Genomic DNA, 17,980 nt, shown 5'->3' on the forward strand with positions numbered 1-17,980 from the left:
CGTCACTCCCTTCCGCTTTCAACCAGCATCGCGCCACCCTGGCCACCGCCAATGCACAGGCTGGCCATGCCGCGCCGTGTGTTGGTGCGTTTTAATACATTCAACAGATGCAACACAATGCGCGCGCCGCTCGCCCCCACGGGATGCCCAAGGCTCACGCCACCGCCATCAATATTGAGCCGCGCGTGGTCGATCTCCCCCAGCGCTCCATCCAGTCCCAGCTCAGTGCGGCAATAATCAGCATCTTTCCATGCCGCCAAGCATGCCAACACCTGCGCGGCGAATGCCTCATTGATCTCCCAGTAATCGATATCTCCAATCGTCAAGCCGCGCCGCCGCATAATCGGCGCCATGGCGTGGGCAGGGCCAAGTCCCATTTGCGCTGGTTCCAATCCTGCCCATTGGCTGTCGATAATGCGGCCCAGCACTGGCAGTTGATATTTATCAACGGCCTCTTCACTTGCCAAAATCAGCAGTGCCGCGCCATCAGTGATCTGCGCGCTGTTGGCTGCGGTGACATTACCAAAATGGCGGTCGAAGACCGGCTTGAGCTTGGCGAGTTTAGCCAGGTCGCCATCGCGGCGCAGGCCATCATCGTGTTCGTAAGCATTACCCCGCGTGTCGTAGAGGGTCTCGATCTCACTCAGCAGACCATCATCCTGCGCCTTGGCCAGACGGCGGTGACTTTCCAGGGCAAAAGCGTCCATCTGCTCGCGGCTGATGTTAAAGCGGTGCGCGATATTTTCGGCGGTCTGCCCCATGGACAGGCCAACAACGGGATCGGTGAGTCCACGCAGCAAGCCGATAATCGGTGTAAAGTAGGCAGGGCGCAATTTGCTCAGCGCAACCAGTTTAGCGCCAAAGTTGCGCGCCGCGCTCCATTCGCCCAGCCAGCCCACCATATCGGTGTTGAGCAGCACAGGCGCATGGCTCATCGACTCCACACCGCCCGCCAGCACCAGGTTGGCGCGGCCCGCAGCGATGTCGTGTGCGGCACAGTCGAGCGCCTGCATGCCAGAGGCGCAATTACGTTGCACCGTCCATGCCGGAACGTGCTTGCCGCATCCCAGACGCAGCGCTGTAACGCGCGCGATATTGGCCTCATCCGGCCCCGGCATCACACAGCCCAGAATCACTTCGTCAAAATCACCGGGTTCAAAGGGCTGGCGCGCCAGCAGCGGACGACCCGCCGCCACCGCCAGATCACCGGCGGTAAACGGCCCCGGCTTGTTTTTAGCCTTGATCTGCGGCGTGCGGCTGCCGTCGATTATATAAACCGTTTTGCCGGCATTTTCTGTTCCGTTGGCCACTCGATTTCCTCCGTTTTCCAATACTCAGGCGCAAAGTCGTCGACTTTAATCACCTCTTTGCGCGCGGCGATGGCGTCAAGCAATACCCCTGCTTCATCTTCGCTGATCACACTTTGTTTGACGGCTTCGCGTATCCGCGCCACCTCGTCATTGCCGTTCGCTGCGCCCGCGTTCAACGCTGCACGCAGCTTTTTCTCCACCGCCTCGGCGGCGATAGTCTTGCGCAATGCGTCTTCCAGACGCCCCAGCGGCTCGGCAAAATCAGTGGGAGCATACATTCCCAGCGTCAGCCGGTCGCGGGCCTCGGAAGGCTCAAGCAGCAGGCTTGCTGCCTTGTGGCCCAGCGCGTCATGCGGTGCAGCATACGGCTTGCCGAGAGGAAAGACCAGCAGGCGCAACAGCGCGGCGGCGCCCCGGTTGGGGAGGTTGCGCAGCAGGCCGTCCAGCGCCTCCTGCATTTGATGCAGCGCATCATCGCACGCCCATTGCAGCAGAGGCAGGTCGGCGGCGGGACGCCCCTGATCGGCAAAGCGCTTGAGCACGGTGGATGCCAGATATAATTGACTCAACACATCGGCCAGCCGCCCAGAAAGTTTTTCCTTGCGTTTGAGCGCCCCGCCCAGCATCAACATGGACGCATCGGCCACCAATGCGAACGCTGCGCTCATGCGCGTTAATTGCCGATAATAATGACGCTCCGACCCAGCCTGCGCTGGCGCGCCCGCAAAATTTGCTCCCGTCAAACCATGCAGCAGCGCGCGAATGGCATTGCCCACGGTGAATCCGATGTGCCCGAAAAATGCCTTGTCAAACTGCTCGGATGCGCGTTGCGGATCGGTATCCGTCGCCGCCCGCATTTCCTTCAACACATAGGGATGGGCGCGCACTGCGCCTTGGCCGAAGATGATCAGGCTACGCGTGAGAATGTTCGCGCCCTCCACTGTAATACCGATGGGAATGGACTGATAAACACGCCCCAGCAGGTTGCGCGGCCCCATGCAGATGCCACTGCCGCCCTGCACATCCATCGCGTCGTTGACCACCTTGCGCATACGTTCAGTGAGATGATATTTGACGATGGCCGACACCACCGAGGGCTTCTCGCCCAGATCCACGGCGCCTGCCGTCATGATGCGCGCGGCGTCCATCATGTATGTATAACCGGCGATACGCGCCAAGGCCTCTTCCACGCCTTCGAAGCGGCCAATGGGCATCTTGAATTGCTTGCGGATGCGCGCATAGGCGCCTGTGGCGCGGCATGCCAGCTTGCTCGCCCCCACACTCTGCGCAGGCAACGAGATGGAACGCCCTGCCGCCAGGGACTCCATGAGCATGCGCCAGCCCTGGCCCGCACCTGCCGCACCACCGATAATCCAATCCAGCGGAATAAACACATCCTTGCCGCTGTTCGGCCCGTTCTGGAAGGGAATGTTGAGAGGGAAATGGCGATTGCCGATAGTGATGCCCGGCGTATTGGTCGGGATCAGCGCGCAGGTGATGCCCAATTCCTTTTTGCTGCCCAGCAACCCGTCGGGGTCATAGAGCTTGAAGGCCAGACCCAGCACCGTCGCCACCGGGCCGAGGGTGATATAGCGCTTATCCCAATTGAGACGAATGCCAACGATATCGTTCCCTTGAAACGTGCCACGGCACACCACACCTGTATCCGGGATAGAGCTGGCATCCGAACCCGCCTCCGGGCCAGTGAGCGCAAAGCACGGCACCTCTTCACCACGCGCCAGACGCGGCAGGTAATGGTTCTTCTGCTCCTCCGTGCCGTAGTTCAGCAGTAGCTCCGCCGGACCTAAGGAATTGGGCACCATCACCGTCACGCCCGCCGTCACGCTGCGGCCAGAGATCTTCATCACCACTGCGGAATGCACCAGGGCGGAGAATTCCAGACCACCGTATTTTTTCGGGATGATCATGCCGAAGAAACGGTTGTCCTTGATGAATTGCCAGACGTGCGGCGGCAGGTCGTGTAATTCTTCGGTGATGTGCCAGTCGTTGAGCATGCGGCACAGCTCTTCCACCGGGCCGTCGAGAAACGCCTGCTCCTCGACACTGAGTTTCGGCGCGGGGATGGCGAGTAGTTTGTTCCAGTCGGGACGACCACTGAAGAGGTCGCCCTCCCACCATACCGTACCCGCCTCAATCGCATCGCGCTCGGTTTGCGACATGGGCGGCAACGCAGCGCGGAACCATGGCAGTATCCGGTTACTGATTAATGGCCGCCGTAATGCCGGAATACCGAGCAGCGCCACCAACGCGGCCAGCAAAACACCTACTACCAACAAAAAGGACATCATGTCTTGGTCGCTCCCACTATAACTCTATGCCTTCGGGCACGGCGGCTGCGCCATTGCATACCATTGCGCGCGGCGGCTTCATCGCTGGCATTGGCCGCCAGGAATGATGCCGGAGCCACGGGCATGACGCAGTCATTTTCGTCATTGCAAATCGCCCTGCTGCTGTCCCAAGGGAGATGGCGATAAACACCGACATCGTCCAGGGCCGGCAAAGGACACTTCACAACATCAAAGTAGGGAGAATAATCAAAGTCACGGGGTATGCACAAGCGCGCATTGCGCGGGTAGAGCCGCAGCCCGCCATCATCACTGCGGCGCGCCACCGGCAATACCGGGTAATTCACGGATTCAAACGCTGCCGCAATCAGCGTGGAGCAGATGGTGCGCTTGGAAATATCCGCGCGAATATCAAACAGGCTAGACCGCCAACGCCGTGGCAGCACGCTGTAAGGAGACATCAGCCGCGCCAGATCGAACAGTTGGCGAATATCATACTCGACACCCAGGTGCCGCACGGCAAATTCAATCACCTTATACGCATCATCGGATGACAAGCCGCGCGGCTGGCAAACACGCAGATGCGCACCACGGTAACGGCTCAGTGGCGCAACAATAATACCTTGGCCAATCAGCCCCTCGATCAATAACGGCTCACTGAGATCACCTTCATAAAACCTGCGGATATGCCAGCGCACTCCCTCATCCTCGATTTCATGAAGATAACCCACATAGAGCGCAGAGTGGGTCCACTGGCTTTGCGTGATATTTTTGATAAAACCGCTAAGACGGGTACTCCCCTCCACCAGCACCACATCACCGGGGCGAACCACCCGGCGCAAACGCTCGAAATCACACAGCGGGGTGGCCTTGGCGTCCATCTCCTGGGCAAGCCATCGGTCGAATCTTTTTCTCAGCCAGCCTAACATAACTCACCTCTCTGTCTGACGTTACTTCTGCGCCGTGAGAGCCGGCATGAAACGGGGCATCTATAATGGTAGACAATGCCAGTTGCTACATGTTCTATAGCGGCAGGATGCGGGGGTTTTTAAAGGGGATAAGAGCTGGTGCAGTGAGTAACCTGAGGCATTAAAACCTGTATACTTGCGGGATTGTATATCTACAGTATTTTGCTAATTACTGAATCCCATGACTACCAATTCCAATAACGCCATCGGCGTATTCGACTCCGGCGTCGGCGGCCTTACCGTCGTGCGCGCGCTCATGGAGCGTCTGCCCTTTGAGAACATCGTTTACTTCGGCGACACGGCACGTGTGCCCTATGGGGTGAAGTCGGTCGAAACCATCTCCCATTTCACAACACAGATCACGGAGTTCCTGCTCCAGCAGAACGTCAAGCTGCTCATCATTGCGTGCAACACCATGGCCGCCGTAGCCTCGCAGGTGGTGCGCGACCTCTCCCCCGTGCCGGTGCTGGATGTGATTGATGCCGGCGCGCTGGGCGCCATTGCCGCAACACACAAAAAATATGTGGGGGTGATTGGCACTCCAACCACCATCAATAGTAACGCCTATACCCGCGCAATACATCAGCACGCCCCAGACATCCGGGTGTTTTCACAGGCCTGCCCGTTATTCGTGCCGCTCGTGGAAGAAGGCTGGCTCGATCACCAGGTCACCCGCCTTACCGCACAGGAATATCTCAAGCCCGTACTGGCGCAAAACATCGACACCCTGGTGCTGGGATGCACACACTACCCCCTGCTCAAACCGCTGCTGCAAGAAGCCGCCGGATCGAAAATTCAACTCGTTGATTCCGCCGAAAGCATGGCAGAACAGACTGCTGACTTGCTCGACAAAATGGGCTTGGCGAATCCGCAACGTTCAGCGCCCGATTATCATTTTTATGTCACCGATGTACCGCTGCGTTTTCAGACCATCGGCGAGCGGTTTTTGGGGCGAACACTTTACAATGTGCATGTAGTGAAGTGGTGAGATGAAGCTTGGCAGCCTGCGTAGGGTGCGCACGGCGCGCCCTACGTTTGAAACTCAGGCACTCCACATCGGCAACTGCTCCCATCCGACGTGCATCCATGCACGTCGCAGGATGCCAAAGAGCCGCCACGGACTCGTCACCGAAAATGGCGGTGCATGAAAGGCGATGGCCAGAAAGGATCATAATAGCCGTAGGGATAAAACGGGCGAGCGGGATAATAATAAGGCGGCGGCATCGTAGAAAAATCGGGGCGTACCGGCCACAGATAAAGCCGTTCGATTGTTACACGCGGATAGCGATAGTCATACTCACCAATTTTGCCGCTCACCGGCTCTATCACTGTGCCCACCACGGTCATCTCCCTACCCTTGGCATACACGGCTGGATCGTAGAACTGGGGGGCACAGGCAATAAAGCGGCTATCTGAGTTATCACTGCGCAGTGGACGCGCCGAGCTATCAAGTGGCCTGGCGAGCAATTCGAAGCAGGTCTCTTCCTTGTTCACCGTAACCTTGATGATCTCACCGCCCCAGCGCACACGATTGCCACTTGCATCCTCGCGTAACGTCTGTTGCGGCGAAATGGCGGCGACGTTCCCCATGATCGGCTTGGGGATGGAAGCGCAGCCAGACAGCAGCACAACGATTAATACGGTCCAGCGCAACATTTGATTACTCCGCATATGTTTCAATCCTATTGATTTCGACCAATCAGCGTGGCAATAGTTTCGCCGCGGCCAAATCGCCAACAGGGATTGCCGGGGCATAGCAAAAAGTAGATACTGGAATAGGGCAGGCATTGGAAATACCATAACATATCGGCTCCGCCCATCCCATCCTGAAACAGGAGTAACCCAGGATGAATAACAACACAATATCAGTGCAGCGTCAGGGTATTTTCAGGATGCCCAGGATACGCAACATTTTCTGTTTTTTTGCCTTGATTTTCATATACGTCCCAGCGAACGCATTTGACCTCGGCGACCTCAAACGGCTCACCACGCCGCAGCCGTCCCAACCCGCGGACAATGCCGGAATCGCCGCGCTTTCCGACGGCGATGTAGTGAATGGCCTAAAAGAGGCGCTTACTCAGGGCGCTGGCAACGCAGTGACCAGCCTCGGACGGCAGGACGGATTTCTCGGCAACGACAAGGTCCGCATTCCCCTCCCTGATGCAGTCCGGAAAGCAGAACCCATGCTGCGCACGCTGGGCCAAGGCAAGGCGATCGACGATCTGGTCACCTCGATGAACCGTGCCGCGGAAGCTGCAGTGCCGGAAGCAAAGACCCTGCTGGTAGCCGCGATCAAACAGATGTCCGTGCAAGATGCGAAGCAGATCCTGACTGGCCCACAGGATGCAGCAACTCAATATTTCCGCAAATCCACCGAACCGGAGCTGCGCACCCGCTTTCTTCCTATAGTGGACAAGGCGGTGGGGCGACTTGGCGTAGCCGGGAAATATAACCGCGTCGCCGGTTCGGCATCCAAACTTGGCCTGGTAGGGAAGGATCAAGCGACAGTACAGGATTATGTAACGCAAAAGGCTCTGGACGGCCTGTTCCTCATGGTTGCCGACGAGGAGCGCGCCATCCGCACCGACCCCGTCGCGCGCACCGGGCACTGGGTAAAGAAAGTCTTCGGTGCGCTCGGCAATTGAGGCGTGGCCTACCCTGAAACGCATTCTATTTCGAAAGCACATTTTTTGTAGGGTGCGTCATACGCACCCTACTATTGACCTAGAAATGGAATGAAGAGCAAGGACGCTCCGACCATTTAAAAAATAGCACCTTTGCTTTTCGTTACCAAAAAAAGCCACGTATGCCCGCCTCCTTACCTATCGAAGTAACCCTCCCCGAGTTGCGCACCGCGCTCGCCACGCATCCCGCAGCCGTGCTGCAAGCCCCGCCCGGCGCGGGCAAAACCACGCTGGTGCCACTCGCACTCCTTGATGAACCCTGGCTGCAAGGCCGCTCGATCGTGATGCTCGAACCACGTCGTCTTGCGGCACGGGCGGCAGCGGCGCGCATGGCAGATTTGCTGGGCGAAAAGGTGGGGCACACCGTGGGTTACCGCATTCGCTTCGACAGCCAGATCTCACGCCAGACGCGCATTGAGGTGCTCACCGAGGGCATACTCACCCGCCGCCTGCAAAGCGATCCGGCGCTGGAGGGGGTAGGACTGGTGATCTTCGATGAGTTTCACGAGCGCAATCTCAACGCTGATCTCGCGCTGGCGCTGTGCATCGACAGCCAGCGCGGCCTGCGCGACGATTTGAAGGTGCTGGTGATGTCAGCCACGCTCGATACCGAAGGCGTCGCCAAGCTATTAAATAACGCACCCATTATCACCAGCATGGGGCGTAGCTTTCCAGTGACAGTCAACTACCTGCCCCGCGACCCGGAAAGCAGAACGCCCGAGACCGTAGCCACCGCAGTGCGCCGTGCCTTATACGAGCAACAAGGCGACGTGCTGGCCTTTCTTCCAGGTGGCGGCGAGATCCGGCGCACACAGCGATTATTGGAAGCCGATCCCGCCTGCGCAGAGGTCCGTATCCATCCCCTCTATGGCGACCTGCCGAAAGAGGCACAGGACCGGGCAATCCGGCCGGATTCCAGCGGCCAGCGCAAGGTGGTGTTAGCTACCTCCATCGCCGAAACCAGCCTGACTATCGAGGGCATCGTCAGCGTAGTGGATAGCGGTTTCGCGCGCGTACCGCGCTTCGACCCGAACAGCGGCCTAACAAGACTCGACACTGTGCGCGTATCACGTGCGTCAGCCGAGCAACGCGCCGGACGCGGCGGACGCCTCGGGCCAGGTCACTGCTACCGGCTGTGGAGCGAATCCACCCAGCGCGGACTGCAGGCCCAGACCATACCGGAAATACTCACCGCAGACCTCGCCCCGCTGGCACTGGATCTTGCACAATGGGGGGTGCGTAATGCGGCAGACCTGGCGTGGCTGGACCCACCCCCGCCCGGCGCGCTGGCTCAGGCGCGGCAGTTGCTCATCGAGCTGGGCGCGCTGGATGACAAGGGCTTGATCACCCCCTCCGGCCAGGCAATGGCCGCGTTGCCCGCGCACCCACGTCTCGCTCACCTGCTGCTGGAGGGCAACAAGCTGGGATTGGGCGCGCTGGCCTGCGATATATCAGCTCTACTAGCCGAGCGCGACATTCTCACCAACGACTACCCTCAAGGGGACAAGAACCAGAGTCGTAAACGCACCTGCGACCTACTGGAGCGCGTCGAAGCGATAATGGCATTCCGCAAACGCGGCAGGGCCGGTGCGCAATCCTATGGGGCAGACCCTTATGCCTGTGAACGCATCGAACAGGCGGCCAGCCAGTGGCGGCGACAGCTGAATATCAAACAACCTGCGCCGTCCAGGGACGGACCAGTGTCGCGGGAGGCAGGAAGCCGGGAGCGACCAAACGCCAGCGACGAAGAGGTAGGCCTACTCTTGGCTCTCGCCTATCCAGACCGCATCGCCGCGCAGCGTGAAGCCAACACTGGGCGCTACCTGCTCGCCAATGGCCGTGGTGCGCGCCTGGCATGCGAGGATCATCTGATCAAATACACCTACCTGGTAGCCGCGCAGATGGATGCAGGAAAAATCGAAAGCATAATCCACCTCGCCGCGCCAGTCACTGTGCAGGCGTTGCGCAAACATCTCGCGGGACGAATACAAACACAAGACGTAGTGCGCTGGGACAGCCAGCAGCAAGCCATCATCGCGCGGCGCGAAGAACGAACTGGAGAACTCGTGCTCGCCAGCCAAACGCTGACAAAAGCCAGCCCAGAGGCGTTACGCAAAGCCATGCTTGAAGGTGTGCGCCGTCTCGGACTGGAAGCATTGCCCTGGACACGCGAAACCAGAGAATGGCAAACGCGGGTACTATCGTTGCGCCACTGGTGCCCAGAGGAAGGCTGGCCGGACGTGAGCGACGCACAGCTTGATGCAACACTGGAAGACTGGCTGGAGCCATACCTCGACGGCATCACCCGCCGCGACCATCTGACCCGCCTCGACCTGCCGGCAATATTGCAAAACACGCTGGACTGGACGCAGCGCACCCGCCTCGACGAAGGCGCGCCCACCCACCTCACCGTGCCCAGCGGATCGCGCCTGCGCCTGCAATATACCCCCGGCGAATCGCCGGTGCTGGCGGTGAAACTGCAAGAAATGTTCGGCCTCGCCGACACACCGCGCGTGGCCTGGGGACGTGTGCCGGTAACCCTGCACCTGCTCTCCCCGGCACAAAACCCCATCCAGGTAACACAAGACCTGCGCGGCTTCTGGGAACGCACCTACACCGAAGTAAAAAAAGAACTCAAAGGCCGCTACCCCAAACACCCCTGGCCGGATGACCCGTGGAACGCCGAACCTACGGCACGCAGAAAACCTAGGCCCCGCTGAAAAAAATTAGCCACAGAAAAATAGCCGATACTGTGGTGCTTCACCTCGGCTTTTTTTGCCCAGACTTGCTACAGGCAATACAGGGGGGGTGCGTGGCAAGCATATTATTAGAAATGGCGCACTGAAAACACAACGGCGACAGATGAAAACGAATTGAACTGATTTCTAATGAGCGTTATAGTCGGAATCAATTTTCCATACCACCCTCATAAAAGGATTTTGCCACCATGATCAAAACCAGCCTGCTTGTCCGTGTCTTTGGCTTGTTGCTGTTATTCTCGCCACCCTTCGCTTCCGCGCTGCCTTACAACAGTCTTTATGTCTTCGGCGACAGTCTTTCCGATAATGGAAATGCATACTTGTTGACAGGAGGCGTGATTCCGCCGAGTCCGCCGTATGCCCAACAGTTTTCCAACGGGCCGGTGGCGGTTGAAAATCTTGCTGCAGCACTCGGGGTCGGGCTTTCCCCTTCTGTTCTGGGCGGCACGAACTATGCGGTTGGCGGCGCCACTACAGGTGCCGCGAGCTTTATTCCCCCTTTAAACGGTACAGGCATCAGCTCCCAGATTTCGGATTTCACATCCACGCCGCCGTCGTTTGATCCAGCTCAAAGCCTATTTGTTGTGTGGGGCGGGCCAAATGATTTCTTTCTCAACCCGACCACCGCGGCAATTGCTCCTGCAATGACAAATTTGGAAAATGCCATAACGGCACTGGCGGGGATAGGGGCTCAACATATCCTGGTGCCTAACATGCCGGATCTGGGACTGACACCGTTTGGCCTTTCCCTGGGCGCGGCCGGTTCGACCGGCTTAACTGCATTGAGCCACGGTTTCAATCAGGGGCTGGCACAGATGCTTGGGTCGCTTGGTCAGTCACTGCCTGTCGATATCATAGCCTTCGATACCTTTGCTCTGCTGAGCGAGGTCCGACTTAACCCTTCCGCATACGGTCTTACGAATATCAGCGAACAATGCTTGGGCAATCCTGCATGTACAGACCCCAATACCTTTCTGTTTTGGGATGGCGTGCATCCGACCACAAGCGGTCATGCCATTCTTGGTGAAAGATTTGCTACTGCGGTACCAGAGCCGTCAATTGTAGTGTTGCTTCTAGCGGGCTTGACCGTGATCTTCATGCTACGTCGCCGAGAGGTGAAGGTTCTGGTATAGATTTACATAGCGTACGCACGGTTAGGACGCATGAAAGGAAATGGCTGGAAAAGACACGCGTCCAAGGCGAGGAGTTGGTGGGTCTTGGCAACAAAGTTAGGGACGCTGTTGCCCTGATGGATAAGTCCTAGTGTAGTGATGCACTCTTGATGGAGCTTAAAATCGGCATGAAAACCGCGCAAATGCTGGGTTTCATATAGTTTCATTAGCGTGCAACACTACACTAGATAGTGTCGTCACGAGATAGCAAGCCAAAGCGCAAGGCATCGCATGTGAATCGCCGCGAGGAATGAGGCCGCATTTTTGGCATAGCGCGTAGCAATGCCCCGCCAGCGTTTGAGGTGTAGAAATGCGTTCTCAACAAGATGTGGCAAATCCCGCCACGGGGCGGCCTGGCAAATGCGGCGCCAGCAACGCCCAGACGTGATCCGGTATGTCGTGCCGACAATACGCCAAATCCATTGCAAACCTCCCAAAAATCAAAAGTGATTTGCAAATTATCTCATACCCTATCTCGTGACGACTCTATCTAGACTATGCGTCACAAAGGTGAAACACTGCGCCAGCGGGTAGCTTGGGTTGAACGGAATGAAACCCGGGATGCGCAGCATCCGAGGCCCAGCAGCCACGGTGTTCGCAAACAGTGCTCAGGCTATTCGCTTTGCTGCTTGATGCCTTGGCGGGTATCGTGGCCGGTGTGGTGGCCTTGGCTGGCGTGATCGCTGCCAGCCGCGCTTTTCGGGTAATCAAAGGGCAGGCCTAAATTGATAGGCCATGTGGCAGCAAGCAAATCGCCAATGATTTCACCACCTCTGATACCATATCTTCGGTATATTCAGAAAAACCTCAGCAGGTAAATCATGTTTAACAATCTGACAGAACGGCTAAATGGCGTATTGCAGCGCCTGCGTGGGCAGGGACGGCTGACCGAGGACAATATCAAGGAGACGCTGCGCGAGGTACGCATGGCGTTGCTGGAGGCGGATGTTGCGCTGCCGGTCGTGCGTGACTTTATCGAGCATGTACGGGAGCGTGCCGTCGGCCATGAGGTTATGCAAAGCCTGACTCCCGGCCAGGCGCTGGTCAAGGTGGTGCACGATGAGCTGGTCGCCGTCATCGGCGAGGCATCGGATATCAACCTGAGTGTGCAGCCACCCGCGATTATCCTGATGGCCGGTTTGCAGGGTTCCGGTAAGACCACCACGGTCGCCAAACTCTCACGCTTCCTTAAGGAGCGCCGCAAGAAGACCGTGCTGGTGGCAAGCTGCGACATCTACCGCCCTGCCGCTATCGACCAGCTCGAAACACTGGCCAAAGAGGTCGGCGCGGTGTTTTATCCGAGCGACCCCTCCCAGGATCCGGTCAAAATCGCTCAAGGGGCGGTGGAGGAGGCCCGCAAGCGTTTCATCGATGTTGTGATCATCGACACCGCAGGCCGTTTGCACATCGACACGGAGATGATGGACGAGATCAAGCGTCTGCACGGCGCGTTACAGCCCATTGAGACGCTGTTCGTGGTTGACAGCATGACCGGCCAGGACGCGATCAATACCGCTAAGGCCTTCAATGAGGCCCTGCCGCTGACCGGCGTGGTGCTCACCAAAACCGACGGTGATGCGCGCGGCGGCGCGGCGCTGTCAATCCGGCACGTTACCGGCAAGCCCATCAAATTCCTCGGCGTCGGCGAAAAGACTGCGGCGCTGGAGCCATTCCACCCTGACCGCGTCGCCTCACGCATCCTCGGCATGGGCGATGTATTGAGTCTGGTGGAAGAGGTCGAACGAAGCATCGACCGTGACCAGGCGGAAAAACTCGCGGGCAAACTCAAAAAAGGCAAGGGCTTTGACCTGGAGGATTTCCGCGACCAGATGCAGCAAATGCGCAAAATGGGCGGCATGGCGAGCTTGATGGACAAGCTGCCGGGCATGTCCAACGTGCCACAAAAGGTCAAGGATCAGGTCAACGACAAAGAGGTGGTGCGCATGGAGGCGATCATCAACTCGATGACCCGCCAGGAGCGCCGCGCCCCTGACGTCATCAAAGGCTCACGCAAGCGCCGCATCGCCGCCGGGTCTGGCGTCCAGGTGCAGGATGTCAACCGCCTGCTCAAGCAGTTCGATCAGATGCAGCGGATGATGAAGCAGATGTCCAAGGGCGGCGGCATCGCCAAACTGATGCGCGGGATGAAAGGGCGACTGCCTTTTTAATCAGGGATGATGGCTGCACACCAGACATTTCGCATCAGCGGCATCAGGCTGCTGGCGCCAGCTCTTGGTGCTGTGGTCATATTGGCCGTCACTGCTCTAGGGATATGGCATGACAAGGCGCAGTTCGAGCTGGGTTACGCCTACTACTCCGGCAACTTCCACGGTTGGACAGTGGGTTTTGCCCAGAACCACACGAAGGCTGCGCAGTGGTTACAGAAAGCGGCCGAGCGCGGTCACCCGAGAGCACAGCACACCCTTGGCATCCTTTATGCCCATGGCTGGGGCGTCACGAAGAATGAGGCTCAGTCTGTCCAATGGTTTACGCTAGCTGCTCAGCGAGGCTATGGGCCGTCCATGTACCATCTTGGCTGGATGTATCACAAGGGAGATGGTGTGCCACAAAACTACACCCGATCAATGCGCTTAATGCGTGATGCTGCGGAGCAAGGCATGGCAGCGGCGCATTATGCGCTTGGTAGCTTTTTCGAACATGGAAACGGCGTAGCGCCTGACCCGGTAGTGGCCCTCAAGTGGTACACCTTGGCAGCCTACTTCAGCAACAACCTTCCAAAGCCATTTGACAACGCTGCGGTTGCCATAAGGGCAACTGCTGCCCACGACGGGCTGATAGCCCGGATGAACCCGCCCCAGGTCGCGCAGGGCCAGCGCTTGGTTGGGGAATGGCTGACTGCCCGGAAGCCGGGCTTAGGATTACACGTGAAAAGTGGGCAGTAGAACCGTAGGGCCAACTCCACTATCAAGGCAAGGATTTGGGCAAGTAACGTAGCGGGTCCACCGGCTTTCCCTGGAAGCGCATTTCAAAGTGCAGCATCACCCTCTCCGTCCCGCTTTTCCCCATGTCGGCGATACGCTGCCCCGCGGTCACCTGATCGCCTTCCCGGACGTGCAGCTTATTGTTATGGGCATAGGCAGTTAAATAATTGTCATCATGCTTGATGATCACCATATTGCCATAGCCGACCAGTCCGCTGCCACCATACACCACGCGCCCTGGCGCCGCAGCCAGAACAGGCTGGCCGTGTCGCCCGCCGATATCCAGGCCTTTTTTTCCCGGCGCATTACCGAAAAATGTGCTCAGCACGGCACCCTGGGTTGGCCATAACCACCTCAGCGGGTCGAATGTTCTGGATTGGGGGGCGGCCGCAACGGGATTAACGGGCGGCGAGGTTAAAGGAGTTGCCTTGAGTTCCGGGGCCACCGGGATAGCTGCGGTAGTTACGACGGTGCTCGACACGGATGGATTTTGGGACGAAACCACCCCTCGGCTTGCCCGCGCCTCCACCACAGGCGCAGGACCCGCAGCAGGGGCGCTCGCGGATGAAAGCTCGCTGACTGGCGCGCCGTCGCGGGAAGGAGCGACACGCAGCCACTGGCCATCGTGAATCGCATAGGGCGACCTGATGTTATTCCACTCGGCCACTTGCCGATAATCATAGCCATACTGCCAGCCGATGGAGTACAGGGTATCCCCCTGCTTGACCCTGTGATAGACGTGGTTGCCGCACGCGGTTACCAGCCATGCCAAGATCAGGATGCCGATGATTCTCGCGCGCTTGCACAACATCGCTGCTTTAAACCCAGATTGTCCATTAGGCAAAATAAAGCGCACAACGCCGTTCGTGGTGAGCTTGTCGAACCATGAACGGCCCTTCGACAGGCTCAGGGCGAACGGTTGTGGGGATAATGGACAATCTGGGTTAAAAATGCGCCTGATCTCTCCCTGAAAGCAGCGGCACAAAGCTGACGGTCTCCAGGGTCTCTTGCTGATAGCCCTCCGCCGTGCGGGTAATCGACAGCAGCGTCTGACTGCGCCCCGAGGCGCCGACCGGGATGATGAGCCGCCCTCCCACGGCGAGCTGCTCCAGCAGCGCAGTGGGCACGTCCGAGGGTGCGGCGGTGACAATGATCCCGTCATAGGGTGCGTACTCCGGCCAGCCCAGCTTTCCATCACAGTGTTTGAGACGAATATTGCGCAGGCCAAGTTCCATGAAATGCTGGCGCGCCAGCTTCAGCAGCGCATCAATCCGCTCTACGCTGTATACCTGCCCCACCAATTGGGCAAGAATCGCCGCCTGATAACCGGAGCCCGTGCCGACCTCCAGGACTTTATCAAGTTTGCCGCCGTTGAGCAGGACTTCGGTCATACGCGCCACCATGTAGGGCTGGGAAATGGTCTGACCATGCCCAATAGGCAGGGCAGTGTCTTCGTAGGCGCGGCTGGCCAAAGCCTCGTCAACGAAGATATGACGGGGGGTGCTGCGGATTGCATCCAGAACCGCCGTGCTGCGGATACCCTCCTCTTGCAGACGATTGATCAGCCGCTCGCGGGTACGCTGCGATGTCATGCCGATGCCGCGGTGATGCGATTTCATACCTTATTCAACCCTTCCAGCCAACTCGCCACGGTATCCAGCGCAGCATAGCGCGTCAGATCCACCTGGATGGGCGTGATCGAGACGCGGCGGTTTTTGATGGCATGAAAATCCGTGCCCGGCCCGGCGTCCTGTTCAGGACCGGCAGGGCCTACCCAGAAAACCTCGCGCCCCCGAGGATCGGTGGCCCTGATTACCGGCTCGGATTTATGCCGGTGCCCCAGGCGCGTCGCCTCGAAGCCTTCAAGCTGATCCCACGGCACATCAGGCACGTTCACATTAAGAATAGTGTCCGCCGGTAACGGATCATGCTGCAAGCGGCCCAGCAATTCTTTTACGACCCTGGCTGCCGTTTCATAGTGTCGCAAGTCATGCCCGGCCAACGATACGGCCAGCGCCGGGAATCCCAGAAAACGCCCTTCCATCGCGGCGGCCACGGTGCCGGAATAAATCACGTCATCGCCGAGATTGGCTCCGGCATTGATGCCCGAAATCACCATGTCAGGTTCATGCTCCAGCAGGCCGGTAATCGCCAGATGCACGCAATCGGTCGGCGTACCGTCGACGCGTAAAAAGCCGCGCTCAGCAAGCGTGGCGCGGATCGGCCGTGACAGCGTCAGCGAATTGCTGGCACCACTGCGATCCCGGTCCGGCGCGATTACAGTAACTTCCGCAATCTCCTGCAGCACTTCCGCCAGACAGATCAGGCCGGGAGCAAGATAGCCATCGTCGTTACTTAACAGAATTCTCATTACCTGCCCCCAGCGGTTTTTGGCAAATTTTATAATACGCAAGACAGCGATATGTTTTAAACTCGCAAACTATACTCGAATCGCACGGATTCTCACACCGGGAACGTTCACCTTTCTATGATCACACTGGAATTTTTTCCCGAATGGTTCATCCCGCTGATTATCGCACTGATCACCGGACTGCTGATCGGACTCGAACAGGAAACCCCACCCCACAACAACACCAGACACATCAGCGGCATCGTTGCACTGCCGCTGATAGCCATTGGCGGCTTCGTTAGCGCCCACTGGTGGCCAAATCAGCCGATATTCCTGACCGGCCTGGCCGTAATAGGCCTGCTGGTAACTGCCGCATTTGTACGCAGCAGCATGATGACAGGCGCCACTGGTATCGCCAAAGAAGCAGCCACGCTGCTCTGCTGGCTGCTGGGCGGGCTGGTTGCCACTGGAGAATGGGTGGCGCCACTGGTGATTGCGATTATCGCCACACTCATATTGGCCGCTAAAAAAACCGAACGTGGCGAGACGGCTGACAAGGCCACCATCGCAAAATTCATCCTGTTGGCGCTGATCGTCTATCTCATCCTGCCCGACCAAGGCTTTACCGAACTAAACATCAACCCGCGCCAGGTCTGGTCGATGATGGTACTGGTATCTGGTATCGCCTGCATCGGTTATTTCGTCATACAGGGCTTTGGGCCGCAGCGCGGCCTGCTCGTTGTCGCCGTGCTTGGCGGGCTGGTCAGTTCGATTGCCGTAACGCTGGCCTTTGCGCGCCTGAGCCACCACCGCCCTCAACTCGCACCCTGCCTGGCAGGCGGCATTATACTCGCCGCCATGGTCATGTTTATGCGTCAGATGGTGGAAATAGCCGCCGTACAACCTGCCCTGCTACCGATCACCGCTGTGCTGTTGCTGCCCGCATTGCTGACCGGCCTATGGCTGGTATGGCGCAACACCTCAAAAACACCGGCAGGGATGGCCAAAAAAACAGCGGATACGGATGTCTCCTTTAGCAACCCACTGGAACTTTCCACCGTGATCCAATTTGGTGCGCTTTACGGCCTGATCTTCGCCCTGGCACAATTGGCATTCAACAGTTTCGGCCCCATCGGCCTCTATACCCTTGCTTTAGTATCCGGCCTCTTCGAGGTCGACGCCGTCACCCTTGCGCTGTCACAGTTAAACGCTTCAAACAGCATACCCACCGCCGTCGCAGTGTTGGGCATTGCCATGGCCACAGTGAGCAACCTCCTCGTCAAAGCCGGCCTGGTCTGGGGCTCCGCAACGCGCCCTGTTGCCCTGCAAGCCGTCGCCGGATTGGTCACCGTCATGGGCATTGAACTGGTGGCTATCAGCACCGTACTGATGATGGCATGGCGGGCCATGTAAAGAGAGGCTGGCTCACCCAAAATCGCTTTACCGTTCAACACCGAAACTGTATCCTTTTCCCATGCAAGTCAGAGAG

The 17,980-nt window shown here is 58.2% G+C and carries 14 protein-coding genes and 1 pseudogene; 7 read left to right on the forward strand and 8 right to left on the reverse strand.

The window, feature by feature from the left end; translation table 11 throughout:
- Nucleotides 1-2 precede the first annotated feature (2 nt).
- The 3 genes from M3A44_01990 to M3A44_02000 are packed head-to-tail and all read right to left on the reverse strand — an operon-like array spanning nucleotide 3 to nucleotide 4,545.
- Nucleotides 3-1,310 carry an acetyl-CoA C-acetyltransferase gene (locus tag M3A44_01990; GenBank protein MEQ6340434.1) on the reverse strand — a complete coding sequence of 436 codons (1,308 nt, stop codon included), beginning with the start codon at nucleotides 1,308-1,310 and terminating at the stop codon, nucleotides 3-5.
- On the reverse strand, nucleotides 1,268-3,619 hold the full coding sequence (locus tag M3A44_01995; protein ID MEQ6340435.1) for an acyl-CoA dehydrogenase: 2,352 nt from the start codon (nucleotides 3,617-3,619) through the stop codon (nucleotides 1,268-1,270). The genes M3A44_01990 and M3A44_01995 overlap by 43 nt, the downstream gene beginning before the upstream one ends.
- A complete protein-coding gene (locus M3A44_02000) occupies nucleotides 3,616-4,545 on the reverse strand; it encodes a hypothetical protein (protein ID MEQ6340436.1) in 930 nt (309 codons plus the stop codon). Before M3A44_02000 ends, M3A44_01995 begins: the two co-directional genes overlap by 4 nt.
- Before the next feature lie 220 nt (nucleotides 4,546-4,765).
- Between M3A44_02000 and murI the strand changes: the two genes are divergently transcribed.
- Nucleotides 4,766-5,572, forward strand: coding sequence for a glutamate racemase (gene murI / locus M3A44_02005; GenBank protein ID MEQ6340437.1), 807 nt, complete (start codon nucleotides 4,766-4,768; stop codon nucleotides 5,570-5,572).
- A 137-nt stretch (nucleotides 5,573-5,709) separates the two neighbouring features.
- Here the strand turns inward: murI and M3A44_02010 are convergent, their stop codons facing one another.
- Complete coding sequence (locus tag M3A44_02010; GenBank protein ID MEQ6340438.1) at nucleotides 5,710-6,240, reverse strand: Slp family lipoprotein; 531 nt, start codon at nucleotides 6,238-6,240, stop codon at nucleotides 5,710-5,712.
- Between the two features lie 191 nt (nucleotides 6,241-6,431).
- Here M3A44_02010 and M3A44_02015 point away from each other — a divergent pair, with 191 nt between their 5' ends.
- From M3A44_02015 to M3A44_02025, 3 genes are all read left to right on the forward strand, one after another.
- Nucleotides 6,432-7,229 (forward strand): DUF4197 domain-containing protein, encoded by a 798-nt coding sequence (locus M3A44_02015; GenBank protein MEQ6340439.1) that lies wholly within the window; start codon nucleotides 6,432-6,434, stop codon nucleotides 7,227-7,229.
- Nucleotides 7,230-7,390: 161 nt separating this feature from the next.
- Nucleotides 7,391-9,988, forward strand: coding sequence for an ATP-dependent helicase HrpB (hrpB, locus tag M3A44_02020; protein MEQ6340440.1), 2,598 nt, complete (start codon nucleotides 7,391-7,393; stop codon nucleotides 9,986-9,988).
- 227 nt (nucleotides 9,989-10,215) lie between these two features.
- Nucleotides 10,216-11,160, forward strand: coding sequence for an SGNH/GDSL hydrolase family protein (locus tag M3A44_02025; protein ID MEQ6340441.1), 945 nt, complete (start codon nucleotides 10,216-10,218; stop codon nucleotides 11,158-11,160).
- A gap of 236 nt (nucleotides 11,161-11,396) precedes the next feature.
- On the opposite strand, the pseudogene M3A44_02030 reads toward M3A44_02025, so the two are convergent.
- Nucleotides 11,397-11,534: pseudogene (locus M3A44_02030) on the reverse strand (IS5/IS1182 family transposase).
- A 486-nt stretch (nucleotides 11,535-12,020) separates the two neighbouring features.
- On the opposite strand from M3A44_02030, the gene ffh reads away from it, so the two are divergent.
- Together ffh and M3A44_02040 are read left to right on the forward strand one after the other, a co-directional pair.
- Nucleotides 12,021-13,367, forward strand: coding sequence for a signal recognition particle protein (gene ffh / locus M3A44_02035; GenBank protein MEQ6340442.1), 1,347 nt, complete (start codon nucleotides 12,021-12,023; stop codon nucleotides 13,365-13,367).
- Nucleotides 13,368-13,376: 9 nt separating this feature from the next.
- A complete protein-coding gene (locus tag M3A44_02040; protein ID MEQ6340443.1) occupies nucleotides 13,377-14,102 on the forward strand; it encodes a sel1 repeat family protein in 726 nt (241 codons plus the stop codon).
- A gap of 22 nt (nucleotides 14,103-14,124) precedes the next feature.
- On the opposite strand, the gene M3A44_02045 is transcribed toward M3A44_02040, so the two are convergent.
- The 3 genes from M3A44_02045 to surE all read right to left on the reverse strand — a co-directional run bounded on the left by M3A44_02045 (nucleotide 14,125) and on the right by surE (nucleotide 16,512).
- On the reverse strand, nucleotides 14,125-14,952 hold the full coding sequence (locus tag M3A44_02045; protein ID MEQ6340444.1) for a peptidoglycan DD-metalloendopeptidase family protein: 828 nt from the start codon (nucleotides 14,950-14,952) through the stop codon (nucleotides 14,125-14,127).
- A gap of 133 nt (nucleotides 14,953-15,085) precedes the next feature.
- Nucleotides 15,086-15,760, reverse strand: coding sequence for a protein-L-isoaspartate(D-aspartate) O-methyltransferase (locus tag M3A44_02050; protein ID MEQ6340445.1), 675 nt, complete (start codon nucleotides 15,758-15,760; stop codon nucleotides 15,086-15,088).
- Nucleotides 15,757-16,512 (reverse strand): 5'/3'-nucleotidase SurE, encoded by a 756-nt coding sequence (surE, locus tag M3A44_02055; GenBank protein ID MEQ6340446.1) that lies wholly within the window; start codon nucleotides 16,510-16,512, stop codon nucleotides 15,757-15,759. The genes M3A44_02050 and surE overlap by 4 nt, the downstream gene beginning before the upstream one ends.
- Before the next feature lie 117 nt (nucleotides 16,513-16,629).
- On the opposite strand from surE, the gene M3A44_02060 reads away from it, so the two are divergent.
- Nucleotides 16,630-17,904, forward strand: a complete 1,275-nt coding sequence (locus M3A44_02060; GenBank protein ID MEQ6340447.1) for a DUF4010 domain-containing protein — start codon at nucleotides 16,630-16,632, stop codon at nucleotides 17,902-17,904.
- Nucleotides 17,905-17,980: the final 76 nt, after the last annotated feature.

This window comes from Gammaproteobacteria bacterium, from assembly GCA_040183005.1.
In the GTDB taxonomy this organism is placed as follows: Bacteria; Pseudomonadota; Gammaproteobacteria.

Excerpts from the sequence above, each read along its gene's own strand:
- M3A44_01995 (MEQ6340435.1), bottom strand. The coding sequence starts at position 3,619 with ATGATGTCCTTTTTGTTGGTAGTAGGTGTTTTGCTGGCCGCGTTGGTG.
- M3A44_02000 (MEQ6340436.1), bottom strand. The coding sequence starts at position 4,545 with ATGTTAGGCTGGCTGAGAAAAAGATTCGACCGATGGCTTGCCCAGGAG.
- murI (MEQ6340437.1), top strand. The coding sequence starts at position 4,766 with ATGACTACCAATTCCAATAACGCCATCGGCGTATTCGACTCCGGCGTC.
- M3A44_02010 (MEQ6340438.1), bottom strand. The coding sequence starts at position 6,240 with ATGTTGCGCTGGACCGTATTAATCGTTGTGCTGCTGTCTGGCTGCGCT.
- M3A44_02015 (MEQ6340439.1), top strand. The coding sequence starts at position 6,432 with ATGAATAACAACACAATATCAGTGCAGCGTCAGGGTATTTTCAGGATG.
- hrpB (MEQ6340440.1), top strand. The coding sequence starts at position 7,391 with ATGCCCGCCTCCTTACCTATCGAAGTAACCCTCCCCGAGTTGCGCACC.
- M3A44_02025 (MEQ6340441.1), top strand. The coding sequence starts at position 10,216 with ATGATCAAAACCAGCCTGCTTGTCCGTGTCTTTGGCTTGTTGCTGTTA.
- ffh (MEQ6340442.1), top strand. The coding sequence starts at position 12,021 with ATGTTTAACAATCTGACAGAACGGCTAAATGGCGTATTGCAGCGCCTG.
- M3A44_02040 (MEQ6340443.1), top strand. The coding sequence starts at position 13,377 with ATGGCTGCACACCAGACATTTCGCATCAGCGGCATCAGGCTGCTGGCG.
- M3A44_02045 (MEQ6340444.1), bottom strand. The coding sequence starts at position 14,952 with ATGTTGTGCAAGCGCGCGAGAATCATCGGCATCCTGATCTTGGCATGG.
- M3A44_02050 (MEQ6340445.1), bottom strand. The coding sequence starts at position 15,760 with ATGAAATCGCATCACCGCGGCATCGGCATGACATCGCAGCGTACCCGC.
- surE (MEQ6340446.1), bottom strand. The coding sequence starts at position 16,512 with ATGAGAATTCTGTTAAGTAACGACGATGGCTATCTTGCTCCCGGCCTG.
- M3A44_02060 (MEQ6340447.1), top strand. The coding sequence starts at position 16,630 with ATGATCACACTGGAATTTTTTCCCGAATGGTTCATCCCGCTGATTATC.